This is a genomic window from Anabaena sp. CCY 9402-a (genome assembly GCF_963920945.1).
In the GTDB taxonomy this organism is placed as follows: domain Bacteria; phylum Cyanobacteriota; class Cyanobacteriia; order Cyanobacteriales; family Nostocaceae; genus Trichormus; species Trichormus minutissimus.
The window spans coordinates 43157-66368 of record NZ_CAWUDL010000014.1; the positions used below are offsets into that span (position 1 = coordinate 43157).

Consider the following 23212-nt stretch of genomic DNA (forward strand, 5'->3'; position numbering starts at 1 on the left):
GTCAGTCGAACGCAAAACAGAGGAGAAATTTTTAACGCAGTCCCTAGCCCCTATTCCTCAACGCTTGACAATAGCAGACGCATCTGAGTATATTTAATAGTACATAAATACTATATCTTAAAGGTCGCAGCACAGCAAAAAGCGTATAAACTTTGGCATGAATAATTCATCCGTACTTCAAGTAAGGGTTATTGCTTGATTTCCGTAATTGTACTGCATCAATAAACTTTATTTCCAGGCTACTCTGAAATGTCTGCAAAGAGTAGTTATTTGGTATGACTTACTACTTACTCAACTATTACACTTCAAGGGAGTTGAAATATGACAACTGTTGCAATTAAAGATAATAAACAGCAACTAATTCAAGCATTTCAACAAATTCTGAATGAAAGGAAGAAACTAGAATCAAAAATAGCCACTAAACAAGAAGAAGCAGATAAAGCTAAAAATCTAGAAATTTTGGCGGTTGCCTCTACGTATACTGTTGATAGTATTGTCAAAGGTTTAGCAGACTTACAGTTAGAATTTGGTAGCATTGTCAATAGTCTTGCTGAAAAATTAGCTCAAGAAAACTCGAAATTAAATGAACTTAATCGAGCTATAGAAATAGAAATTCAAACCCTACAAGACCTGCAAAAAATTAGAATTGTTGCCGATGCTCTAGATATTTTACAACAGGAGCATCAAGAAAAGTTAAAAAATTTAGAGCAAGATACTGTCACAAAGCAAGAATCACTGGAAAAAGAAATCGTAATTAAGCGTAAAGACTGGCAAAAAGAGCAATTAGACTTTGAAGAAGCACTACAAACATATAATGATTTTTTAGCCAAAGAACGCCAGAAAGAGCAAGAGGAATATCAATATAAAATAGAAACTACACATAAACTGAATACTGATACTTATGAGTCTGAAAAACGTAGATTAGAAAGAGATATACAAGAAAAAAATCAACAGAAAGATAAAGATTGGACTGAGAGAGAAAAATTCTTGCATGAACATCAGGCTTTATTTACTCAATCTCAACAAACAGTAGCAACATTTCCTAATGAAGTTGAAGAAGCAATTAAAAAAGCCAGGGAAGAAGCTATTAAAGATACTAGCCAGAAAGCTAAGATAGAGGCTGATCTATTTGAGAAAGAATGGGAATCTAGTAAGCAAAGCTATGAATTGAAAATCAAGTCTCTGGAAGAAACAATTCAGAAACAAACTGAACAGATAGAAAGTATATCAACTCAATTACAGTCTACATTAAAACAAGCCCAAGACTTGGCAATGAGAGCTTTTGATAGTTCTACTTCTAAATAATTAGCAATTTGTTTACTTGTGATTAAATGTACATGAATAATTAAGAGGTGCTTATGACAACAAAAAAACTAACAGATAAAAATACCAAGGCTGAAATTCTCCAAGCTTATGAAGATTTAACCAAAGAGACATCAGCCCTGAAGTTGCAAATCAATCAAGGATTAAAAGAAAAACAATCTGAAAATAAAGAGCCACTTAAAACAGCCACAAATCAACTTATAAATCAGTCTACTACCATCCAACAAAAAATGAATTATACAATTGAAAATTTAGCGAAAATTCAATTGGGATTTAGTAGCGCGGCTAATGAATTATCAGAAAAACTAACCACACAAGCATCTAAGTTAGAAGAAATTATAAAATCTGTAGAGAATGAAACTGAGCAATTAAAACAGTTACATAATTTAGAAGTTACGGATAATACTTTAGATACGCTTATTTCATCATATGAAGATAATTCTAAAGCTTATCAAGATGAGTTTAACCAGCGTTACGATTTACTCTCACAAGAAACATTAGCACAGAAAACAGCTTGGCAAAAAGAACAAGAAGAACACCAAAGAACAATCAAAGAGAGAAATGATAACTTAAATAAAACTCGCCAAAGAGAAACAGCAGAATATAAATATGATTTAGAACTCCAGCGACGATTAAATCTAGATGAATATGAACAAATACAGAAAGCTTTATATCAACAGTTAGAAGAATTAAAAGAGGAAGTAGAAAAACAGTGGGCAGAACGAGAAAAGGCAATTTTTGAACGGGAGCAGCAATTTGAAGAGTATAAAACTAAAGTAGAAACTTTCCCGAAAGAAAAAGAAGCACTCATCAAAAAAGCTACAGAAGAAGGTAAAGGAATTGCTCACTATCAAGCTAAAGTAAAATCTGATTTATACGGGAAAGAAGTAGAAGGTCAAAAGCGTTTTTATGAACAGAGATTACAATCTCTAGAACAAACAATTACTAATCAGGAAAACAGACTACAAAATCTCTCTAAACAACTTGAATCAGCCCTCAAACAAGTACAAGATTTGGCAGTTAAAGCGATTGAAGGGACTGCAAATGTCAACTCATACCAGGCTATGAAAGAAATAGCATTAGAACAGGCGAAAAGCCAGGTTAAAAATAAATAATGAAGTAACACAGAAGCAGTGAACAGTGTTGATGACTGATAACTGTTCACTGTTCTATAGTAGATTTAACCAAGTAAATCTGCTTTTTCTAGAGATTCTGGGGAAGCCGCAGAGTTTTTAAATGCCAAACGCAACAAAGGCGGTGCTAAAAAGGTAGTCAGGATAACCATGATGATAATTGCTGCTTGCAGAGGTTTATCCAAAGTACCACTAGCTGCACCAATACCAGCAAATACTAGACCAACTTCACCACGGGGAATCATACCTACACCAACAGCGAACCGATTGATTCCAGGCTGACCAAAAATTGCCCAACCAGTGACAACTTTACCAATAATTGCCACGAAAATTAAAAAGGCAGCAATAATTAATCCTTCTCTATTCTCAGGCAGTACAGGATTCAGCACACCTAAGTCTACTTTAGCTCCAACTGTCACAAAGAAAATAGGTACGAAAACATCAGCAATGGGTTTAACCTGCTCATCTAACTCCTTGCGTTTGTCGGTTTCATCTAGAACTAAGCCAGCCGCAAACGCACCTAAGATAGCTTCTAGATGGATAGCATTACCCAAGAAAGCCATAAAGAATGCAAAGATAAATGCTGGAATCACTAAATTCCCTCGTGTTTGCAATTTATCTGCAACAGCTATAAAGCTTTGATTGAAAAATTTGCCCAGTAAAATTGAGCCAATGAGAAAAACAGTGGCACTGACAATTAAATAAATGACGTTGAAAATATCTACTTCACCTGTTTTAGCCAGACTAGCAACCACTGCTAACACAATGATGCCCAAGATATCGTCAATGACGGCTGCACCAACAATAATTTGACCCTCTCTAGATTTGAGATAGCCAATTTCTGAGAGAACTTTAGAGGTAATACCAATACTTGTTGCTGTGAGGGCTGCACCAGCAAAAATCGCTGGAATAACTGGGGCATGAAATAATATAATCAGTCCGGCTGTACCCGCAGCAAAGGGAACTGCTACGCCAACGCACGCCACAATGGCGGCTTGATAACCGACTTTTTGCAGTTCTTTTAAATCTGACTCCAAACCAATTTCAAATAACAGAATAATCACACCCAATTCAGCCAAAATGGAAATTGCTTCACTCTGACTGTTAAAAATGGCTGTGGCTGCATCGGGGGTGAGGTTGTTAATGAATTGCAGCACACTCATAATCATGGAGTCATCAGCTACTGCACCGCTTTCGGGAAATACAACTAAATGCAGTGCTGAAGCACCCACCAATACACCACCAACCAATTCACCTAAAACGGGAGGTAAGTCTATAATCCTAGACAACTCACCGCCAATTTTACTAGCCAGATAAATGACTACCAAAGTGAGTAATACACCAGTCAGGACAATAGGAGCATTTTCGGCGTTGGTTTCTGTTGTCAACAATAAAGGTGGCAATGTAGAGATTGATGGTGTCAAAGAAGTCATCGAATTAATGATTGGCTCTGAAAAAATCATTTGGTTTGTCTGTAAATGCTGGGGGTCAATTACTAATTGATGCGTATTCCAAGTAATTGGACAGGTAAAAATCTGTCCAATTATTTATATCTTTTGCTAGAGTTTAACTTGATTTTGTCAGGCGGGGAATGGGGAATGGAGCTTTGGTAATAATAATATTCTCCTTTGCTCCCCCGCCTTTTATCTGTCCTCTGTCACTTAGTAAACGCTAGAAGTATTATCAGTTTTAACTAAAGCAACAGCTTGTTTTAGAGCTTCTACACGGTCTACGAACATATGATGTGGCGGTACAAATCTAGAAACACCAAAGTTTTCTAAGCGGCGTTTAACTTTACCTGTTGCACCGACTATGAGAACGTGACGACCTTGTTCACAAGCGTCTTTAATTGCGTTTTCAATTGCTAAAGAAGCAGTCACCCCTAACATGGGTACATCGCTGAGATCCACAATTAGCACATCAGAGTCAGCCATTGCTGAGTGTTCGCGAGCGATCGCTTTAGAAACTCCAAAGATCATCGGCCCACTCAAGTAAAATAGCAGAATGCGCCCATTGGCTTGATCTAGTAACTTCTTCTCTTCATCATTCAAAACGATGGTATCGTCGGCATCACTAATTGTCTTAACCTCTTGAGATTGTAATTGTGAAAGACGCTCAATAGTTAAGATATTGGCAATAAAGACTCCTATACCTACAGCTACGATCAAGTCTACAAATACGGTGAGGAACAAAACACCGTACATAATCACTGAACCTTTCCAAGAAACTTTGTGAGCGCGTTTCAGGAAACTCCAGTCGAGAATATCAATCCCCACTTTCAAGGCAATACCCGCCAATACTGCCATTGGGATACTTTCTGTGAGATTTGCTGCCCACAAAACTACAACCAACAAAACCAAGGCGCGAGTTAAACCAGATACAGCAGTGCTAGCACCAGTTTGGATATTAACTACCGTTCCCATTGTCGCACCAGCACCTGGTAATCCACCGAACAAACCAGATACTATGTTACCAATACCTTGACCAATCAATTCTTTGTCAGATTTATGTTCAGTGCGAGTCAAACTATCTGCAATCACTGCCGTTAGTAAGGTATCAATACAACCCAACATTCCCAACATCGCACCATCGACGAGCATAATTGTGATTTGGGATGGAGTGAAGACAGGTAGTTGCAAGCTTGGCAATCCCATTGGGATTTCACCAATTCGTCTAATTTCCAGATTGCCAAAAAAGACGAGAGAAACTACAGTCCCAATAATTAACGCTACTAACTGCGGTGGAACAACACGCTTAATTTTAGCTGGCATTAAGAAAATAATTGCCAACGTCAGCACACCCAAAGCTGTTTCGGCCGGATTGATTTTTGTCAATAAATCGGGCAGATTCTGTACTATCCCCAGCACCCCACCTTTAGGGTTAGGTTGACCAACGAAAGGCGCAACTTGCAAAATGATAAGAATCACCCCAATCCCTGACATGAAGCCAGAAATTACACTGTAGGGCATGAGGGTAATGTATTTACCCAGCTTAAATATGCCAAGTAAAATTTGAAACAACCCCGCTAGCATGACTACAGTAAAAGCCATCGCTAAACCGGTTTTTTCATCACCACCAGCCGCCGCAATCATGGAAGTAACAATCGCCGTCATGACTACAGTCATCGGCCCTGTTGGTTCGGAAATTAAAGTTGGCGTACCACCAAATAATGCGGCAAAAAAACCGACACAAACAGCACCATAAAGACCAGAGGCTGGGCCAGCACCAGAGGCAGCAGCAAAAGCCAAAGCTAGGGGTAGAGACACAATTGCGGCAGTGACACCACCGAATATATCCCCTCGCATGTTTCTAAAATTAATAGTATTGGTCAAGGACATTGTAGTTTCCTAAAACAAGCAAAGAAGTTTTGATGGTTGATAAAAAATTGGGGCAGTCTTTAGTAAATTTTTGATTTCATATTCATGAAAAGTTAAGACAAGAAAACAAAATTTTCTTGTCTAGCCAAAGACGGGTACAAAAAAAGCTATATACACCCCTTACATCAAGAGTAAGTTTTGGTTATAGCTAAATTAATTTCTGATGAGAATAGCTTACAGCTTTTAATCCCAATGTTGTCAATTTGCTCTGTTAATTATTAAAACAATATTAAATCACTATCATCAATAAAAACTTATACATCTGAATAAATCGTAGTTTGATGAATGATACTATTGCTTAAGCAAAGGACTTGCACATCAAATAAACAAGTCTGTATCTATAGTTAATTTTTATTTATATTTTTGATTTATTATTATTTGCTTAGGAAAAGTTTTTGGCAATTTGGCAACCTCATGTGTCCTAGAGTAGTTTTAATAGACATATCAACAGGGATAGCGGGTATAGCGAGACATCGATACAAGGTAGGGATCAAACCTAGTCTCCGTATTCCTAGCCCATCGCCAGTTGTTGACCAAGGGTTGGAGAATGGCTCTACATAGTTGAAATGGTCAAGTTACACCCCTTGTTCATCGCTTCACACAACTGGCTATCAATAAAAACAACAGAATATATCTAGAAATGAATTTTTCTTTGTGTCTTTGTGCCTCTGTGGCGAAGAAGCACAAAGAACAAGATATTCTTCTTTACTAAACTGAGGTTACTAATAACCCATTATGTTTGAGTAAAGAACTTGTACTTGGTTGACGACCCCGGAATGCTTGAAACACTTCCATTGGATGTTTGCTACCACCAAGAGCTAACACAGTATCTCTGTAACGTCTACCAGTAGCTTTAATAGCTGCTTCATCTTCTAGTCCCGCTTCTTCAAAAGCAGCGAAAGCGTCAGCACTTAGCACTTCAGCCCACTTGTAACTGTAATATCCTGCCGCATAACCACCTTCAAAAATATGGCCAAAGGCACACAAGAAAGCATCTTCTGGTAACGGAGGTAATACAGTTGTCGTCTTGGCAACACGATGACGCACATCAGCGGCGGTTTCATTGCTACCTGGAAGATAACGAGAGTGTAATTCTAAATCAACAAGGCTAAAGTGGACTTGCCGCAAAATGACGCTACCACTCATGTAATTACGTGCCGCCAGAAGTTTTTGATAATAATGCTCTGGTAGCAGTTCACCAGTTTCATAATGTTGAGCCATGCTAAACAAAGTAGTGCGCTCATAGCACCAGTTTTCCATAAACTGGCTAGGTAGTTCTACCGCATCCCACTCGACGTTATTGATACCTGCTGCGCCGCTATAATCAACCTTAGTTAGCATATGATGCAAACCATGACCAAACTCATGGAACAGGGTTTCTACTTCATAGAAAGTCATCAAACTAGGTTGACCATCCACTGGGGGAGTTTGGTTACATATCAAATAAGCCACAGGTAGGCGAATAGCAGTCACACCATTGTTAGTGATTTTGCTGCGATTAATGCAAACATCCATCCAAGCACCACCACGCTTTTCGGCGGGACGGCTGTAAGGGTCTAAGTAGAAGTAGGCGATGGGAGTGCCTGTTTCATCAGCTATTTGGAAATAACGAACATCTTCATGCCACACTGGGGCTTGACCATCAGCTGGAGTGACGGTGATACCGAAAAGTCGGTTAACTAGTCCAAATAAACCTTCTAAAACTTGGGGTAGGGGGAAGTAAGGACGTAGTTCTTCGGCGGTGAAGGCAAATTTTTCTTCTCGTTGGCGTTCAGCCCAAAAACTGATATCCCAGTGTCGTAAATCTTGGGCTTCTGCTGCTCCTTTGGTAGAAGCAAAGGCTTTGAGTGCTTCTAAATCTTGATTAGCAGAATTGTAACTAGCACTGCGTAATTCTTCTAAGAGTGTCTCGACTGCCTCAACATTAGAGGCCATTTTACTCGTTAAACTTAATTCAGCAAAGTTTTGAAATCCCAGTAAATTAGCTAGTTCTTGGCGCAACGCCAAAATCCTTTCTATAAGGGGTTGATTATCTAACTTCCCTGATGAAGCGCGGGTGATATAGGCTTTGTAAAGCTTTTCACGCAAATCACGACGGGTGCTGTGCTGCATGAAGGGGTTGTAGCTGGGAAAGTCTAAAGTAATACGCCAAGGGCCATTTTCTGGCGTGGCGTTTTCTTCTCCGGCTGCACGGGCTGCTTGTGCGGCTAAACTCAACCAGCTTTGGGGTAAACCGTCAACTTCTTCTTTAGTTGTGAGGGTTAAGCTAAAGGCTTTGGTAGCATCTAAGACGTGGTTAGAGAACTTAGTAGAAAGTTCTGCTAACTCCATTTGAATAGCGTTGAAACGTTCCCGTGCTTCTCCTTGTAAGCCGACACCAGAAAGTTCGGCATCACGAATAGCAGCTTCGACGATTCTTTGTTGAGCTGATGCTAAATTTTTCCAACTATCACTGGTGCGGAGTTCTTTAAAAGCATTATAAATGGGTTGGCTTTGTCCCAGTTTATTCATGAACTGTACTACCTGCGGTTGCACAGTTTCGTGAGCCTCACGTAATTCTGGGCTATTTTTGACACCCATTAAATGACTCACAATACCCCAACTCCAGTAGAGGCGTTCTGTTAGCTTTTCTAGGGGTTCTACTAAACCACTCCAATTAGGTTGGATATTGCCTTCTAAGGTACTCAGTTGTGCTTCAAGTTCTGCCAACAGTTGCTCAAAGGCTGGTATAACTTGTTCTGGTGTAATTTCTGCAAAGGGAGGTAATCCAGAACCTTGGAGTAAAGAATTTTGAGGAATAGTGGTATTTGCACTCATAGTTTTATGTGAGCAGCAGTTGATGGGTAAATAATGATTGTAATTTCTTTATCTTCTAATATAGCGATCGCCTCCAACAATGCGCTCCCCACGGTCAATTGTGGGACTATAGCTTATGGATCTGGGATCAGCCGTTCCAACCCACGGGCAATCCAAGGTAAAAATCCTAGCACTAATAACACTCCCAACAAATTGAATATTAACTGTGCATTAGCAATCTGACGTGCCACATTATCCCCCGCTCCTGTTAAGGTAGAAACCCATTGAGAGAATGCTGCTAATTGACTGGCAAACAAAAGTCCTACAGTTGCAGAAGCCAGATTAAACATTAAATGAAACACTCCCGTTCTAATAGCTGGAGGTTCACGCCCAATGGTAGCAACTAGGGTATCAGCACAAGTGCCAACTTCAGCACCCAACACCAAGGCAATACCTGTGGTTAATGAAATCAAACCTTGGCTAGCCAAGGTGACGACAATGGCAACAGTAGCAGAGGAAGATTGAACCAACACTGTAAATAATCCTCCAACTAAAGCACCCTGTAAGGTGTTCCGCCCTAAGCTCTCCATCCAATTAATAAACTGTGGGTAATCTCTAAATGGTGCTGTGGCATCTTCAATGTAACCAAGACCAAAAAAGAGTAAGCCGAAACCCAGTACAATTAAACCAATGTGTTTGAGACGTTCATTTCTTCCCAGTAAAAATAATAAAAAGCCGATGAATAATGCTATTGGTGCATATTCGTCGATATTAAAAGCAACAACTTGCGCTCCAAATGTTGTACCAATATTAGAACCTAAAACTACACCCAGAGACTCGATAAAGGTTAATAAACCTGCACTTACCATTGCAATGACAATGATGATGGTAACTGAAGATGAATCTAAAACCGTGGTGGCGATTGTGCCTGTCATTACTGCTGCTAAGGAATTGGTAGTAAATCTGCGGAGAATATTTCTGACGCGATCGCCTGCTACTGCTTCCATACCATCAGCCATCTTTGTAACACCATACAAAAACAGCACCAAACCAGCCATTACACCCATAACAATATGGAAAACATTTAACTTTTTCTGTGTTTCTGGTTGATTTTCTAAGTTTAGAGTTTCCTTTATCTGTAACTTTTCTTCTTGAGTAGACTGTTGATTATGTTCATCATTTTTGATATTTATTTGTATGACTGGTTGTGGTTTTACCAAAGTTGCTGTCACATCCATACGTGAATTTTCTGCTGAACTTAACAGCCCAACAACACAAAATAAAGTTAAAATAAACAAAATGATTAGTTTAAAAATTATTTTTTTATAAAGCATAAATTTACTACAAATATTTATAAATGATTCAAATTAAAAAGTAGACAATAAAAATTTTCGTTATTTATCACAATAATTACTTGCACCTTCAGAGAGATTAACTGTTAAACTCTGCAAGCTAATCCAAACTGCTAATCAAACCTAAATATTAGATTAAATACGAAATATTGAGCAAATCTTAGAGTTTTGTCCAGCTTTGCAGGGATAATCATTACTAAATGGCTGTTTTACTGGATACCCTATTATGAAATTATTGCTTTCTGTTTTACTGACACCTGTAGCTATGTTGTTGGCTTCTGGACACGCATTAGCAGCACTGCAAACTAAAACTGTTGAGTATAAACATGGCAATACAGTTTTAGAAGGCTATTTGGCATACGATGACGCTATCAAAGGTAAGCGTCCCGGCGTGTTAGTGGTGCATGAATGGAACGGATTACAATCCTATGCGAAAAAGCGTACTGAACAATTAGCGAAACTGGGTTATGTGGCTTTTGCTGCCGATATTTACGGCAAAGGCATTAGACCGAAAAATGCCCAAGAATCAGGAACACAGGCGACAATTTACCGTAAAGATAGACAATTATTACGGGAAAGAGCCAATGCTGGGTTAAAAGTTTTACAAGCAAATCCCCTTACTGATATTAAACGCATTGCCGCAATTGGTTACTGCTTTGGAGGTGGTACTGTCTTAGAATTAGCACGTAGCGGTGCAAATATCGCCGGAGTAGTCAGTTTTCACGGCAACCTCGACACGCCCAACCCTGAAGATGCTAAAAATATCAAAGCTAAAGTCTTAGTCTTACATGGTGCTGATGACCCCTTTGTACCAGAGGAGCAAATCAAAGGCTTTGAAACAGAAATGCGCCAAGCCAATGTAGACTGGCAACTAGTTTCCTATGGTCGTACAGTACATAGCTTCACTAACCCAGAAGCCAAAGGTGAGATTAAAAGTTCAGAATACAACCCTATTGCTGACCAACGTTCTTGGCAAGCTATGCGGCAATTTTTTGCAGAAATCTTTCGTAAGTAGGGAATAGGGCATTGGGCATAGGAAAATAGTGCTGAGGTTACTTGAATGGTGGTTCACTATTTAATTAGTATGAAAATAATCAGCATTCATTCCCCGTTCCCTATTGCCCATTACCCAATTTGCCTATGCGTGCCATGATTCTAGAGTCACCACGCCAACCATTGCAATTAGTTGACTTGCCCGTCCCAAATTATAGTCCTGAGCAAGTGTTAATTCGCGTTCATGCTTGCGCTGTGTGTCGTACAGATTTGCATATAGTTGATGGCGAACTGACACACCCAAAATTACCTCTGATACTGGGACATCAAATTGTTGGTACTATCGAGGCAATGGGCGCAAAAGTTGAGAACTTGAGGGTTGGGCAACGGGTTGGTGTGCCTTGGTTGGGATATACTTGCAATTCCTGCCCCTATTGTCTTTCTAGACGAGAAAATATCTGCGATTATGCTGAATTTACAGGCTACAATCTAGACGGTGGCTTTGCTGAGTATACCGTAGCAGACCATCGCTTTTGCTTTCCTTTAGACCCCAGTTATCCTGACTTGCAAGCTGCACCCTTGCTATGTGGGGGTTTGATTGGCTATCGCGCTTACAACATGACTGGTGATGCTCAAAAAATAGGTTTTTACGGTTTTGGTTCATCGGCGCATATCCTTATTCAACTAGCGCGTTATCAAAACCGTCAAGTGTTTGCTTTTACACGTCCTGGCGATATTGCTGGACGAGAATTTGCGCGTCAATTGGGTGCAACCTGGGCAGGTGACTCCGATATGTTACCCCCAGAACCATTAGATGCAGCCATTATTTTTGCACCCGTCGGAAAGCTTGTACCAGCAGCTTTACGGGCTGTTGCTAAAGGTGGTGTAGTAGTTTGTGCAGGAATTCATATGAGTGATATTCCCTCTTTTCCCTACAGTATTCTCTGGGAAGAGAGAGTATTACGTTCTGTAGCTAATTTGACCCGCCAAGATGGAGAAGAGTTTTTAGCTTTAGCACCGCAAATTCCTATTCATACTGAAGTCAACGCCTTTCCTTTAACTCAGGCAAATCAAGCTTTAGAAGCACTTCGCAACGGCAAAATTGAAGGTTCGGCTGTATTAGTAGTGGAGTAAAAAGGTAAACTATACCACTGCCTAAATCTCATTCCTCGATTAACTAAGCAACACGCTTCACTTCAAATCCTCGCAACCCTTCGGGGTGTTCGTACTCAACGTTAACGTCCTGGACTACGGCAGCAGGTGGGCCAACATGACACCAGCGTACCATCTCTTCTACAATTTCCCGCGCCCCTTCAAATACAGCTTCTACCTGACCATCAGGTAGATTCCGCACCCAACCAGTTAATCCCAACTGGCTAGCCGTGTCTACAGTAGCATAGCGATAGCCTACCCCTTGCACTCTACCAGAAATCAAGACATGGGCGCGAGTCAGCTTTGATTGTGGTGTAGGATTTGGCATTGACTAGTTTATACTTTATAATCACCAGTCTACATTGTTTGTGAATCCAGAACTAATATTTTAAATTAAAACTGCTAATTTAAAATGTTGAATTCTGCATTGCTTATGTCTGAACTACCGCCACTCAATACAGATACTATCTGGGGTATTCTCAACGATCAAATTGATGACGCTACGGTTATGCAATTGGTATGGTACTATCTGGGTTATCGCTACGACTCCACAACTGGAAAGTGGGATAACAGTGCTGTTGCACCAGAATGGCGAGATGAGTACCCAGAACCACCAAATTTTCTAGATAGCCGTCCAGCTACTATGAAGTTAACTCGTTCTATCCCCAAGGAATACAAACAAATCACTAAAGAAAAGCTGGGCTTTAAAGGTTACAAACTCGGTGAGTTTACTCCTAGAGAAACTCGTAGGGCAACATCTGCCAATTGGTTATTAAGTTATTTGCAACAAAGTATTGATAAACAGGGATAATTTCTTGATAGCAAATATTCAGTATCAAAATATATGGTATTAACTGAATATTTGCTATTGATCTCTCACAAGAAAGATTTAAATGCCGAATTCATTACTAAAAAATAATTTGTTTACATCTAATCAATGAAATTGTTGTGGATAAATATCAATTTTTAGGTCATAGGGATTCGGCGAAGTAATTCCATGATTACCACCAATTCAGAATATTAATGCTTATATATCCAATGAGAGTAGACAACCACGGATAATATGATTAACAAGATTTTGCCGATTTTGGAATCAATAAATAATCTATCAATGTATTAAACATTCTCTCTTCCGATAGAGGAACTCAGCAGCTAATTACCTCCTCTGGCTGATTTGCAAATAACTTAATAATTAGAAAATATGAAGACTCGCATTTTATAAATTTACACAATTCTATGAAGAAGCCAATTGAATTTAAATTATTTGCACCTCATAACAAAGGTGCTGCATTAATTGGTGATTTTTCCAATTGGCAAGAAATTCCCATGGCAAGAGGGGATGATGGTTATTTTCGGACTACTGTTGACTTAGAAGACGGAACTTATCAATATAAATTTCGGGTGCAGACAAAATCATGGTTTTTTGAACCAGACGAGTGGGTTGATGTTACAGACCCATACGCCACTGATATTGATGAATTAAGCGGCAAAGATAATGGCGTAGTCCGTATCAAAGATGGTGAAATTATTGTTGATACTTATGTGTGGCAATATGATGATCAACCCCTACCAGCAGACGAAGAGTTAGTAATTTATGAATTACACGTAAGTGACTTTTCTGGCGGTGAAGATGACCGTCATGCACGGGGTAAATATAAACACGTCATTGAAAAATTAGATTATTTGAGTGAATTAGGTATCAATGCTATTGAGTTAATGCCTGTTAAAGAATATCCAGGTGATTATAGTTGGGGTTACAATCCTCGCTATTTTTTTGCTACAGAATCTAGCTATGGTTCTACAGCAGATTTAAAACATTTAATTGATGAGTGTCATCATCGCGGGATTCGCGTCTTGATGGATGGGATTTTTAACCACTCAGAAGCCTCTAGCCCCTTGACACAAATTGACCACGATTACTGGTATCACCATGAACCGCGTGACCCGGACAATAATTGGGGGCCGGAATTTAATTATGAACTCTATGATGAAGATTTAGATACTTACCCAGCCAGGAAATTCATCGGTGATACAATCCGTTTTTGGATTGAAGAATACCATATAGATGGGATTCGTTACGATGCAGCTAGACAAATAGCTAACTATGATTTTATGCACTGGATTGTTCCGGAAACTAAACAAGCTGCCGGCGCAAAGCCATTTTATAATGTTGCAGAACACATTCCCGAAACTACTAGTATCACTAATGTAGATGGGCCAATGGATGGTTGCTGGCATGATAGTTTTTATCACACAATCACAGCCCATATCTGCGGTGAAACATTTGATTTGGAAAACCTGAAAGATGTGATTGACTGCAAACGTCAAGGCTTTATGGGTGCAACAAATGTGGTCAACTACTTGACTAACCACGACCATAACCATCTCATGGTAGAGTTAGGCGATCGCAATATTTTTGATGAAGAAGCTTTCAAAAGAGCTACACTAGGCGCAGCAATTTTATTAACATCTGTTGGTGTACCTTTAATTTGGATGGGTGAAGAATTTGGTGAATATAAACCCAAACAGCCAGAAGCATCAAAACTAGATTGGCAACTTCTAGGTAATGACCTTAACCGTAGTTTATTTGAATACTACAAAGGGTTGATTCATTTACGTAAAAATAATCATGCCCTCTACACGGAAAACATTGATTTCATTCATGAAAACCCTGAAGCTAAGGTAATAGCTTACAGCCGTTGGAATGCTGAAGGTTCTCGTGTAGTAGTGGTAGCCAATTTCTCCGAAAATTTCCTCGCAGGCTATCACGTTCCTAATTTTCCCTGTGGCGGTACGTGGCACGAGTGGACTGGAGATTATGATGTAGAGGCTGGGGATGATGGGATTATGACTGATATCGGTTCTTACGAAGCCAAAGTGTTTGTTTGGCAGTAAAAAAATACACTTACATCTACGGATGAACAAAACATCTGGCTTTTAGGGAGAGTATGTATTCTCCCTTTTTCATCAATAAAGTTCAGTTAATCACCTATTTAGAACCCCGGTTTCTCCCAGAAACCGGGGTTCTAGCATCGTCAACGCGTATTGCCTTATGTCTGATTTTTCTGACGTAACGAGAAAAAGTAAATGAATCTGTATCATGCGTTTCATTTACAATATATATACTAATTGTACTCAAAATGAAATCTCAGTCATCAAGAGAACTTTTCCATGCACAACAAATTATCTAACACAAATATTGAAAATTACCACGTTCTCTTAACGCCTAATGAAATAAAATCTAAAGTACCTTTAACATCATCGGCTGAAAAAACTGTTTGGAAGTTTAGAAAAGAAATAGAACAAATTTTAGATTTTCAGGATAGACGTAAATTTATAGTAGTTGGGCCTTGTTCAATTCACGATCCACAAGCAGCAATTGAATATGCTAACCGCCTGCAAGATTTAGGCGATCGCGTCCAAGATAAGTTACTGTTGATCATGCGAGTTTATTTTGAGAAACCCAGAACAACAGTAGGGTGGAAAGGATTAATTAATGATCCTAATATGGATGATTCTTTCCTTGTAGAACAGGGATTATTAATTGCCAGAAATTTGTTAGTACAACTGGCAGAATTAGGACTACCCAGTGCCACAGAAGCCTTAGACCCAATTATACCTCAATATATTGGTGAATTAATTACTTGGTCAGCGATTGGCGCACGTACAACTGAGTCTCAAACTCACCGGGAAATGGCTAGCGGATTATCAATGCCTGTAGGTTTTAAAAATGGTACAGATGGTAATATTCAAGTTGCTTTAAATGCTTTACATTCTGCCAGAACTCCCCATAATTTTTTGGGTATTAATCCCGAAGGACAGGTGAGTGTATTTGAAACTAAAGGTAATGCCTATGGTCACGTCATTTTGCGGGGTGGTAGTCAACCTAACTTTGATGTAGAGAGTGTACAACAAGTAGAAACACAATTAAAACAAGCCAATTTACCCCCGCGCATTGTTATTGATTGTAGTCACGGCAATACGAACAAAAACTACAAATTACAACCAACTGTCTTAGAAAATGTTGTGCAACAAATTGTCGATGGTAACACATCAATTGTGGGCATGATGTTGGAATCGCATTTATCTGAAGGTAGTCAACCAATTAACTGTAAAAAAGAAGAACTCAAATATGGGGTTTCTGTTACTGATCCTTGTATCGGTTGGGAGGAAACAGAACAAATTATTTTAGCTGCCCATAAAAAATTGAAGTAAAAGTTAATGGTTATTGGGGCATTGGGCATGAGATTTTTCTCTTATGCACCTCTGCCCACTTCCTGATATCTGCTGCCTTTTTTCTGGGTTAAAAAAAACTACAAAACTGTGCCAATTTCTTTCAAATAAACTTGAGCAAAGGATTCATGTTCTCCTAAAGCGTAGTCTTCAATTAACCCTTTGCGTCGAATTGAAACATCATTGTCTTTCTTAATTACTACAGTCGAACCATCCAATATATCCCGCATCAACATCATTTCTGTTTCACTGGGGTTATCCAAAACTACCAGATTGCTGCCATAGTAAAACATCCCTTCTGCTTCTAAAATTTCTTCTGGATACTCAGCAATGAGCAAATCTAGTTTGGGATGACGTAATAAACTTTGGACATTGTTATTGTATTCTTTGTGCAATACCTTTGGCGATCGCTGGATAAACACACCTCCTCGACACACAGACCCGATTGTCCAGTCGGGATATTGTGACAAAATGTGATCAATCGCCGCTTGCAGTTCCTCTACAGAAATTTTATTGAAGGTAATAATTGGTATTCTGGCATCTAACCCCGACTGAAAAAAAGTTGCCAAAATATGGGCAGGTACATCCACACTGTCACCCATTGCCGGGTTAAAGTGCATAAAAATACCCGGTGCAGCGTTGATTTCCAAGATGGCAAAGTTACCAGACTTCCAGGACTCTGACAGGTTCTCAGCCATCACATCAATACCCAGACAAGTCAGGCGGAAGTATTGGGCTATGTCTTGCGCCAAGATAATATTGTCATCATGGATGATGTGGCTAGCATTAATACTGACACCCCCGGCTGAGAGATTGGCAACTTTCCGCAGGTAAACAGTTTCTCCTTGATTCAGAACGCTTTTTAATGAGAAACCCTGTTCATCTAAATAAAATTCCATCTCATCATCAATGAGAATCTTACTCATCGGTGAAGTGGGTGTGTCTAATCGTGCTTTTTTGCGGTTCTCTTGACGAATTAATTCTCCAATTGTCGAGTAGCCATCACCCACTACTGATGCTGAACAGCGTTCAGTAGCCGCGACAAATTTACCGTTAACACACAACAGACGGAAATCTTTGCCAGAGATACTTTTTTCAACAATAATCCGCGTTGGTTGGTCTTCAGGAATTGCCTCTACAGCCCGATCATAAGCCAATTCTAGTTCATCTATATCTTTGACATCTGGAGTCACACCAATACCTTTATGACCAACAACAGGCTTAACTGCTACTGGGTAGCCAATTTCTTTAGCCACCTGTCTGGCTTCTTTAAAAGAAAACACAATATCACCCCCAGGGACGGGGAAGCCTAAAGTTTGCAAAAACCCTTTGCAGTCATCTTTACGAGTAGTAAATTCTGAGTCTAAATGACTGTCACAGTTAAAGGTTGTGGCTACGCCTCGGATATGTTTTTTTCCCCAGCCATACTGCATTAACCCTTCTTCCCAGAGATAAAATGAGGGTATACCTTTTTCGTGGGCTGTTCGCAATAAGGCGTAAACCGTCGGGCCACCATAAACAGATTGCCGAAATCTATCTTGGAGATTAAAAATTTGTTCATCCAAGAAAAATTCCGCCCCTTGGGTAATGGCTTCAAACCAGTCCCAAACGAGATAAGCCACACCTTTAGTAGTGCGTTCGTGCAGTGATTGCACAGCAATCTTAAACCCTTGATGATTTGGTTTCACACTCCAGCGATGGAGGTATAAATCCATGTCTAGCTTGCCTACTTCTGCGGCTGTAGCGGCAAACAGATGGGCATAGGATTCATAGGTTTGGTTGCCTAATTGGGGATAGCGATCGCTCACCTTGGCAATATAATCTTCCATAGGTAGCGGCTCTTTACCTACCACCAGAGCCAAATCAAATACTAGCGTCCCTACATCTAAATACGGGTTAGGCCCGACATAATGCCGAAAGTTGAAAATATCAAATACATCCGTTTTTCTGGCATTAACACGGACTAGATCGGTACTTTTTTCCTGAACCATTGTGGCTAACTACCTTTAAATATCATCGTTAATTACAGCTAATTAGTCTGACTAAATTTTAAATTAATTTTCTTTATTACTGAGGCTGCAATCACTTTATTTTTAATCTGAACCATTTCTATTTAACCTCATACTTAAGCATTTGCAACTATCACAAGACATAATTAAACTTTATTGATTAGTCAAAAAGTAATATTTGCCTAAGTATACTCATCGGCAATCAAAAATCTAACCCTTGAAAGGTGTCAAATTCCCTCAAAATTTATAAAAATAGAAGAATGCTTCAGGAGTCAACAAAGAAAGTATGAATAGCACACAAGCTAGCCTTAGAGATGAAGTTAGGCAACTCGCAGAAGAAGCCTTCCACCTCAAACTAATTTCTGGGTATGGAGATGGCCCAGATGCCAACGAATATCAAATCGTCTACCAAGGTAAACCCAGACATATCCCGCTAGAACAAGCTCGTTTGTTTTTAATGAACATCATCTATAGAAGCCAGATTCATTAACTGGTTGTCCTGGAAAAACCAACTTTAAACGTTTCATACTTTTTAACACCCTTTAGTAAAGTAAGTTGCTTTTTTTAACAGATGATTCTTGCTAAATCATTTGTTAAAAAAATATTTTCTTCTATAAAAAATAAAAGCTAGATATATCTTGCCCTATATTTTTTCTATAAAATCATCTCTTATTGGGTTATTAATAGCCTATGCTTTTAGATAGATTTTTGGTAACTTATCCAAAAAATATGTATTTTTTTTATCTTTCAAAAGAATGATTTTATATTGATAAATGTCATGCTTTATTGAAATTAGCATGGTATTGACTAAAATCAGGAAAATAAAGTATGACGACAAGTGAAAGCAAACGTCAGCTAGTAATTATTGGCGGTGCTGAAGACAAAGACGGAGATTCTCAGATATTACGGGAGTTTGTGCGGCGTGCTGGGGGTATAAAGGCGTATATTGTCATTATAACGGCAGCAACCGAACTACCTAGAGATGTGGGAGAAAATTACATCAGGGTATTTGAGCGATTGGGAGCAGAGAATGTGCGGATAATCGATACAGAAACCCGTGAAGACGCATCTTCATCCACCGCCTTGGAAGCGATCGCCAACGCAACTGGTATATTTTTTACTGGTGGAGACCAATCCCGCATTATTAGCATCCTCAAAGATACAGAAATTGATGCCGCCATTCATAAACGCTACTCTGAAGGCGCAGTAGTTGCTGGTACAAGTGCAGGCGCGGCTGTCATGCCAGATAAAATGATTGTAGAAGGTGACGCACAAACCCATCCTCGATTAGAAACAGTAGAAATGGGACTGGGGTTGGCTTTTTTACCTGGGGTAGTAATTGACCAGCATTTTTCTGAACGCGGACGCTTAGGACGGTTGATTACAGCGTTGATGCAAGAACCCGCAACATTAGGATTTGGGATAGATGAAAACACAGCTATGGTTATAACTGATAACCAAATTGAAATCGTTGGTGAAGGTTCAGTCACAATAGTAGATGACTCAGAAACCACCTATAGCAATGTGGATGTGATTTTAAAAGATGAGCCATTAGCAATCTGTGGAGCGAAACTACACATATTGCCTCACGGTTACAAATTTGATTTGCAAACCCGCAAGCCCATCTTAGAGCAACCTTCTCAAGTTTCTGTACCAGTTGCGCCAGCTAAAGTCTAAAATTTCTAGTCCCCAATCCCCACCCCAGCTACACACAACTTGATGGCTGTGATATGATTGGAGACTGCTGCATACATTTAGACTAAATATAACTTGAACCAATCATGGCTCTGACGCAACAGCGCAAACAAGAATTAATTTCTAGCTACCAAGTTCATGAGACAGACACCGGCTCTGCTGATGTCCAGATTGCGATGCTGACCGCACGTATTAATCGCCTCAGCGAACATCTCCAAGCAAATAAAAAAGACCATTCTTCCCGGCGGGGATTGTTGAAAATCATTGGTCAACGCAAGCGACTGCTAGCGTATATTCAACAAGATAGCCGGGAAAAATATCAAGCTTTAATTGCTCGCTTAGGTATTCGTGGATAGGGATGAGCATTTATGGCTGCTGAAGAATCTGAACGCACTCGGTTACCATTTGAACCAAAAACAAAACGCCAAAAACCTGCAAAAGCTAAGAGTACCCCACCAGTAAAATCCCCAGAACCGGAACAACTGGAAAAACAGCAGATGACTTTTACTAAAGAAGAGATGGCTATTCCCCAGGTGGTGAGTCAGCGCATGATTCGGCGAGTAGCAGCATTTTGCGGTATTCCCACAGCCTTGGGTATTTCCGCTTTAGTAGTTAGTTATCTGCTAGCTACCTACTCGGATATCAAACTAGCCCCCATAGCTGTATTACTGGTGAATATGGGACTTTTTGGTTTAGGTGTGTTAGGTATTACCTATGGTGTTCTTTCTGCCTCATGGGACGAAGATAGGGTTGGCAGTCTACTAGGTTTTGGTGAATTTAGCACCAATTGGGGACGAATGGTAGACGGTTGGCGCGAAACTCGGCAGAACAAAGCATGACAAAAAGCACTCAGGTATTTAATAACTGCGATTTTGGGTAAATTTTTAGAATCAATGTTGGAGTTTACGTATAATAACTTCAACATTTCTAAGTAAAAATTTATAATTAAAATCTAAACCCAATAGGCAGTCGTTAAGAACTGAGTGCTAATTTTTTAAATATAAATACTTACAATTAATTTCTCATAAATTACCAATCAAATCTGTAGCATGACGAGATCAAAAGCCTGAATAAGGACATTTTGATCAATAATTAATAAATATACACAAACTTTATTTACATCTATGCCTGTTAAAGTTGGAGACACTGCCCCAGATTTCGCTCTACCTGCTCAAAATGGCTCAACAGTTAGTTTGAGTGATTTTCGAGGCAATAAATCTGTTGTGTTGTACTTTTACCCCAAAGATGACACACCCGGATGTACGGCAGAATCTTGCGCTTTTCGTGACCAGTATGAAGTTTTTCAAAATGCTGGTGCTGAGGTCATTGGTGTGAGTGGCGATTCTAGAGAATCTCACCAGAAATTTGCTGCTAAGTATAGTCTGCCTTTTACCCTCTTGAGTGATCAAGGCGACCAAGTACGCAAACTATACGGTGCAACAGCTGCTTTTGGGCTATTTCCTGGACGTGTTACCTACGTCATCGATAAAGAGGGAATTGTGCAGTATGTGTTTGATTCCATGTTGAATTTCAAAGGACACGTTGAGGAAGCATTAAAAACGTTGCAAAATCTGGCAGCAAGCTAAAAAAATCTTGTTTAGATGGGCGACATCTGACAAATGTGAACGCAGAGATACTTAACATCCGTTTGGGTTAAGGAATGAAACCCAGCATTTCCAAGTCTGTGTTGATTTGTGCTTTGCTTAAGAGAACTGAACCGTATTGGTTTATAGAGGAATTTGCCGGATAAGTTCTGGCCTTTGAGCAAATCGCCGTGAATAGAAACAGGAATTACCCCATAAGTCTGTTACATAAGTGCTGAGAAAGAAAGTTGGCTACCCTATTTCTCAAGCTGATGCTCAAATTGCTGCTATTGTTTTGGCGAACCACACCGAGATAACCAGACAAATTTTGATGACTTCCCAGATTGCCAAATTAAGATCATGAAACTAAAACTTCAATCAAGTGTTGTGTTACATTAGCAATACTGGCATTTGCCAAGTATTGCACAATTGAAACAGAGGAAATCATTATCGTAATCCAAAAGCAACTAATTAACTCACAAATCAAGTCAACTCAAGTCTTCTTGATTGACCATGAAAATAATAACCGTGGACTCATGGATACACATGAAGCTCTACAGCTAGCAGAAAGCCTAGAACTTGACCTGGTCGTCGTTTCCGAAGGTAAAGATGCTCCAGTCGCCAAGATAGTCAACTATGGTAAGCTCCAGTATCAAAAGAAAAAGCGTCAGGGACACAGTGCTAAACCTACGGTAAAGGAAGTTCGGCTGCGTCCGAACGTAGGAGTGGCTGATTACAACTTACGCATCGAGCAAGCTGTTGGGTGGTTGAGTAAAGGTGATTCAGTCAAGTTTGTTATTCGTTTACGAGGTCGAGAACACCAATATCGTGAACAGGCTGGAGAACTGTTAGAGCGTATTGTAAATGCCCTGGGTCAAGTTGGTAAAGTCCAGTCGCTTGATAAACGTTCCCTGGTTGCTCAAGTCATTCCCGCTTAAATAATTCTTTGGGAGTATTTTTAGTCAACCTAAGTAGCCACAAAAATGGTATTGGTGAACATACATATCCTGGCTATGTACAAACAATATTCCTGATCCCTGGAGTTTAGACTAGTCTAAACTCCAATATTAACTTTTTACTTAATACATAACGTTTACTTCTATGTCATCCTAAAGATGAGACTTAATTCGGTGACGGTGTTTGTGTTTAATATTTACAAGACATCTCCGAAATTTAAATCTCTACACATTTATGATTTTGGAGAAAATTGATGTCAATTTATGTAGGTAATCTCTCTTATCAAGTTACAGAAGAGGACATAAGAGGTGTTTTTGCTGAATATGGCACTGTAAAGCGGGTTCAAGTACCTACAGACCGGGAAACAGGCCGTCCGAGAGGCTTCGCTTTCGTAGAAATGGAAACGGATGCCGAAGAAACAGCCGCCATTGATGGTCTTGATGGTGCTGAATGGATGGGTCGTGACCTGAAAGTTAACAAAGCCAAGCCCAGAGAAGATAGAGGTTCATCTGGTGGTAATCGCGGAGGATATGGTGGAGGTGGTGGAGGTGGTGGACGTAACCGCTACTAAGCTTTAAAAGCTGAATTTTTTCAAGCTAATTTTCAAAT

20 protein-coding genes are annotated in these 23212 nt (G+C 39.6%); 14 read left to right on the forward strand and 6 right to left on the reverse strand.

Annotation, left to right across the window (positions count from 1 at the left end):
• Nucleotides 1-321: 321 nt before the first annotated feature.
• Together ACM0OR_RS07245 and ACM0OR_RS07250 are read left to right on the forward strand one after the other, a co-directional pair.
• Nucleotides 322-1305, forward strand: a complete 984-nt coding sequence (locus ACM0OR_RS07245; protein WP_414575650.1) for a hypothetical protein — start codon at nt 322-324, stop codon at nt 1303-1305.
• Nucleotides 1306-1358: 53 nt separating this feature from the next.
• The gene (locus ACM0OR_RS07250) at nt 1359-2438 is read left to right on the forward strand and encodes a hypothetical protein (protein ID WP_414575651.1); all 1080 of its coding nucleotides are present in this window, start codon (nt 1359-1361) and stop codon (nt 2436-2438) included.
• A 65-nt stretch (nt 2439-2503) separates the two neighbouring features.
• On the opposite strand, the gene ACM0OR_RS07255 is transcribed toward ACM0OR_RS07250, so the two are convergent.
• From ACM0OR_RS07255 to ACM0OR_RS07270, 4 genes are all read right to left on the reverse strand, one after another.
• Nucleotides 2504-3919, reverse strand: a complete 1416-nt coding sequence (locus ACM0OR_RS07255) for a cation:proton antiporter (protein WP_414575652.1) — start codon at nt 3917-3919, stop codon at nt 2504-2506.
• Between the two features lie 198 nt (nt 3920-4117).
• Nucleotides 4118-5794: a SulP family inorganic anion transporter gene (locus ACM0OR_RS07260; protein WP_414575653.1), complete on the reverse strand. Its 1677-nt coding sequence runs from the start codon at nt 5792-5794 to the stop codon at nt 4118-4120.
• Between the two features lie 747 nt (nt 5795-6541).
• Nucleotides 6542-8650, reverse strand: coding sequence for a M3 family metallopeptidase (locus ACM0OR_RS07265; protein WP_414575654.1), 2109 nt, complete (start codon nt 8648-8650; stop codon nt 6542-6544).
• Between the two features lie 113 nt (nt 8651-8763).
• Nucleotides 8764-9927, reverse strand: coding sequence for a Na/Pi cotransporter family protein (locus ACM0OR_RS07270; protein ID WP_414575655.1), 1164 nt, complete (start codon nt 9925-9927; stop codon nt 8764-8766).
• A 280-nt stretch (nt 9928-10207) separates the two neighbouring features.
• Between ACM0OR_RS07270 and ACM0OR_RS07275 the strand changes: the two genes are divergently transcribed.
• Complete coding sequence (locus ACM0OR_RS07275) at nt 10208-10996, forward strand: dienelactone hydrolase family protein (protein ID WP_414575656.1); 789 nt, start codon at nt 10208-10210, stop codon at nt 10994-10996.
• 125 nt (nt 10997-11121) lie between these two features.
• Nucleotides 11122-12108 (forward strand): zinc-dependent alcohol dehydrogenase family protein, encoded by a 987-nt coding sequence (locus ACM0OR_RS07280; protein ID WP_414575657.1) that lies wholly within the window; start codon nt 11122-11124, stop codon nt 12106-12108.
• 43 nt (nt 12109-12151) lie between these two features.
• Here ACM0OR_RS07280 and ACM0OR_RS07285 read toward each other — a convergent pair whose 3' ends face one another.
• Complete coding sequence (locus ACM0OR_RS07285; protein ID WP_323268096.1) at nt 12152-12454, reverse strand: acylphosphatase; 303 nt, start codon at nt 12452-12454, stop codon at nt 12152-12154.
• 105 nt (nt 12455-12559) lie between these two features.
• Between ACM0OR_RS07285 and ACM0OR_RS07290 the strand changes: the two genes are divergently transcribed.
• The 3 genes from ACM0OR_RS07290 to ACM0OR_RS07300 all read left to right on the forward strand — a co-directional run bounded on the left by ACM0OR_RS07290 (nt 12560) and on the right by ACM0OR_RS07300 (nt 16341).
• A complete protein-coding gene (locus ACM0OR_RS07290; protein ID WP_323268095.1) occupies nt 12560-12937 on the forward strand; it encodes a DUF1823 family protein in 378 nt (125 codons plus the stop codon).
• Between the two features lie 425 nt (nt 12938-13362).
• Nucleotides 13363-15021, forward strand: a complete 1659-nt coding sequence (locus tag ACM0OR_RS07295) for an alpha-amylase family glycosyl hydrolase (protein ID WP_414575659.1) — start codon at nt 13363-13365, stop codon at nt 15019-15021.
• Nucleotides 15022-15297: 276 nt separating this feature from the next.
• The gene (locus tag ACM0OR_RS07300) at nt 15298-16341 is read left to right on the forward strand and encodes a 3-deoxy-7-phosphoheptulonate synthase (RefSeq protein WP_414575660.1); all 1044 of its coding nucleotides are present in this window, start codon (nt 15298-15300) and stop codon (nt 16339-16341) included.
• A 98-nt stretch (nt 16342-16439) separates the two neighbouring features.
• Here ACM0OR_RS07300 and ACM0OR_RS07305 read toward each other — a convergent pair whose 3' ends face one another.
• A complete protein-coding gene (locus tag ACM0OR_RS07305) occupies nt 16440-18350 on the reverse strand; it encodes a cyanophycin synthetase (protein WP_414575662.1) in 1911 nt (636 codons plus the stop codon).
• Nucleotides 18351-18654: 304 nt separating this feature from the next.
• Here ACM0OR_RS07305 and ACM0OR_RS07310 point away from each other — a divergent pair, with 304 nt between their 5' ends.
• From ACM0OR_RS07310 to ACM0OR_RS07340, 7 genes are all read left to right on the forward strand, one after another.
• Entirely contained in the window at nt 18655-18858 is a 204-nt protein-coding gene (locus ACM0OR_RS07310; protein ID WP_190698303.1) for a hypothetical protein, read from the forward strand.
• A gap of 338 nt (nt 18859-19196) precedes the next feature.
• Complete coding sequence (locus ACM0OR_RS07315) at nt 19197-20045, forward strand: cyanophycinase (protein ID WP_414575664.1); 849 nt, start codon at nt 19197-19199, stop codon at nt 20043-20045.
• Nucleotides 20046-20149: 104 nt separating this feature from the next.
• The gene (rpsO, locus tag ACM0OR_RS07320) at nt 20150-20419 is read left to right on the forward strand and encodes a 30S ribosomal protein S15 (RefSeq protein WP_414575665.1); all 270 of its coding nucleotides are present in this window, start codon (nt 20150-20152) and stop codon (nt 20417-20419) included.
• Between the two features lie 12 nt (nt 20420-20431).
• Nucleotides 20432-20902 (forward strand): PAM68 family protein, encoded by a 471-nt coding sequence (locus ACM0OR_RS07325; RefSeq protein ID WP_414575666.1) that lies wholly within the window; start codon nt 20432-20434, stop codon nt 20900-20902.
• Nucleotides 20903-21187: 285 nt separating this feature from the next.
• A complete protein-coding gene (locus ACM0OR_RS07330) occupies nt 21188-21649 on the forward strand; it encodes a peroxiredoxin (RefSeq protein WP_414575667.1) in 462 nt (153 codons plus the stop codon).
• A gap of 467 nt (nt 21650-22116) precedes the next feature.
• Complete coding sequence (infC, locus tag ACM0OR_RS07335; protein WP_414575686.1) at nt 22117-22584, forward strand: translation initiation factor IF-3; 468 nt, start codon at nt 22117-22119, stop codon at nt 22582-22584.
• A 272-nt stretch (nt 22585-22856) separates the two neighbouring features.
• Nucleotides 22857-23174 (forward strand): RNA recognition motif domain-containing protein, encoded by a 318-nt coding sequence (locus tag ACM0OR_RS07340; RefSeq protein ID WP_190698286.1) that lies wholly within the window; start codon nt 22857-22859, stop codon nt 23172-23174.
• The last annotated feature ends 38 nt before the right edge of the window (nt 23175-23212 follow it).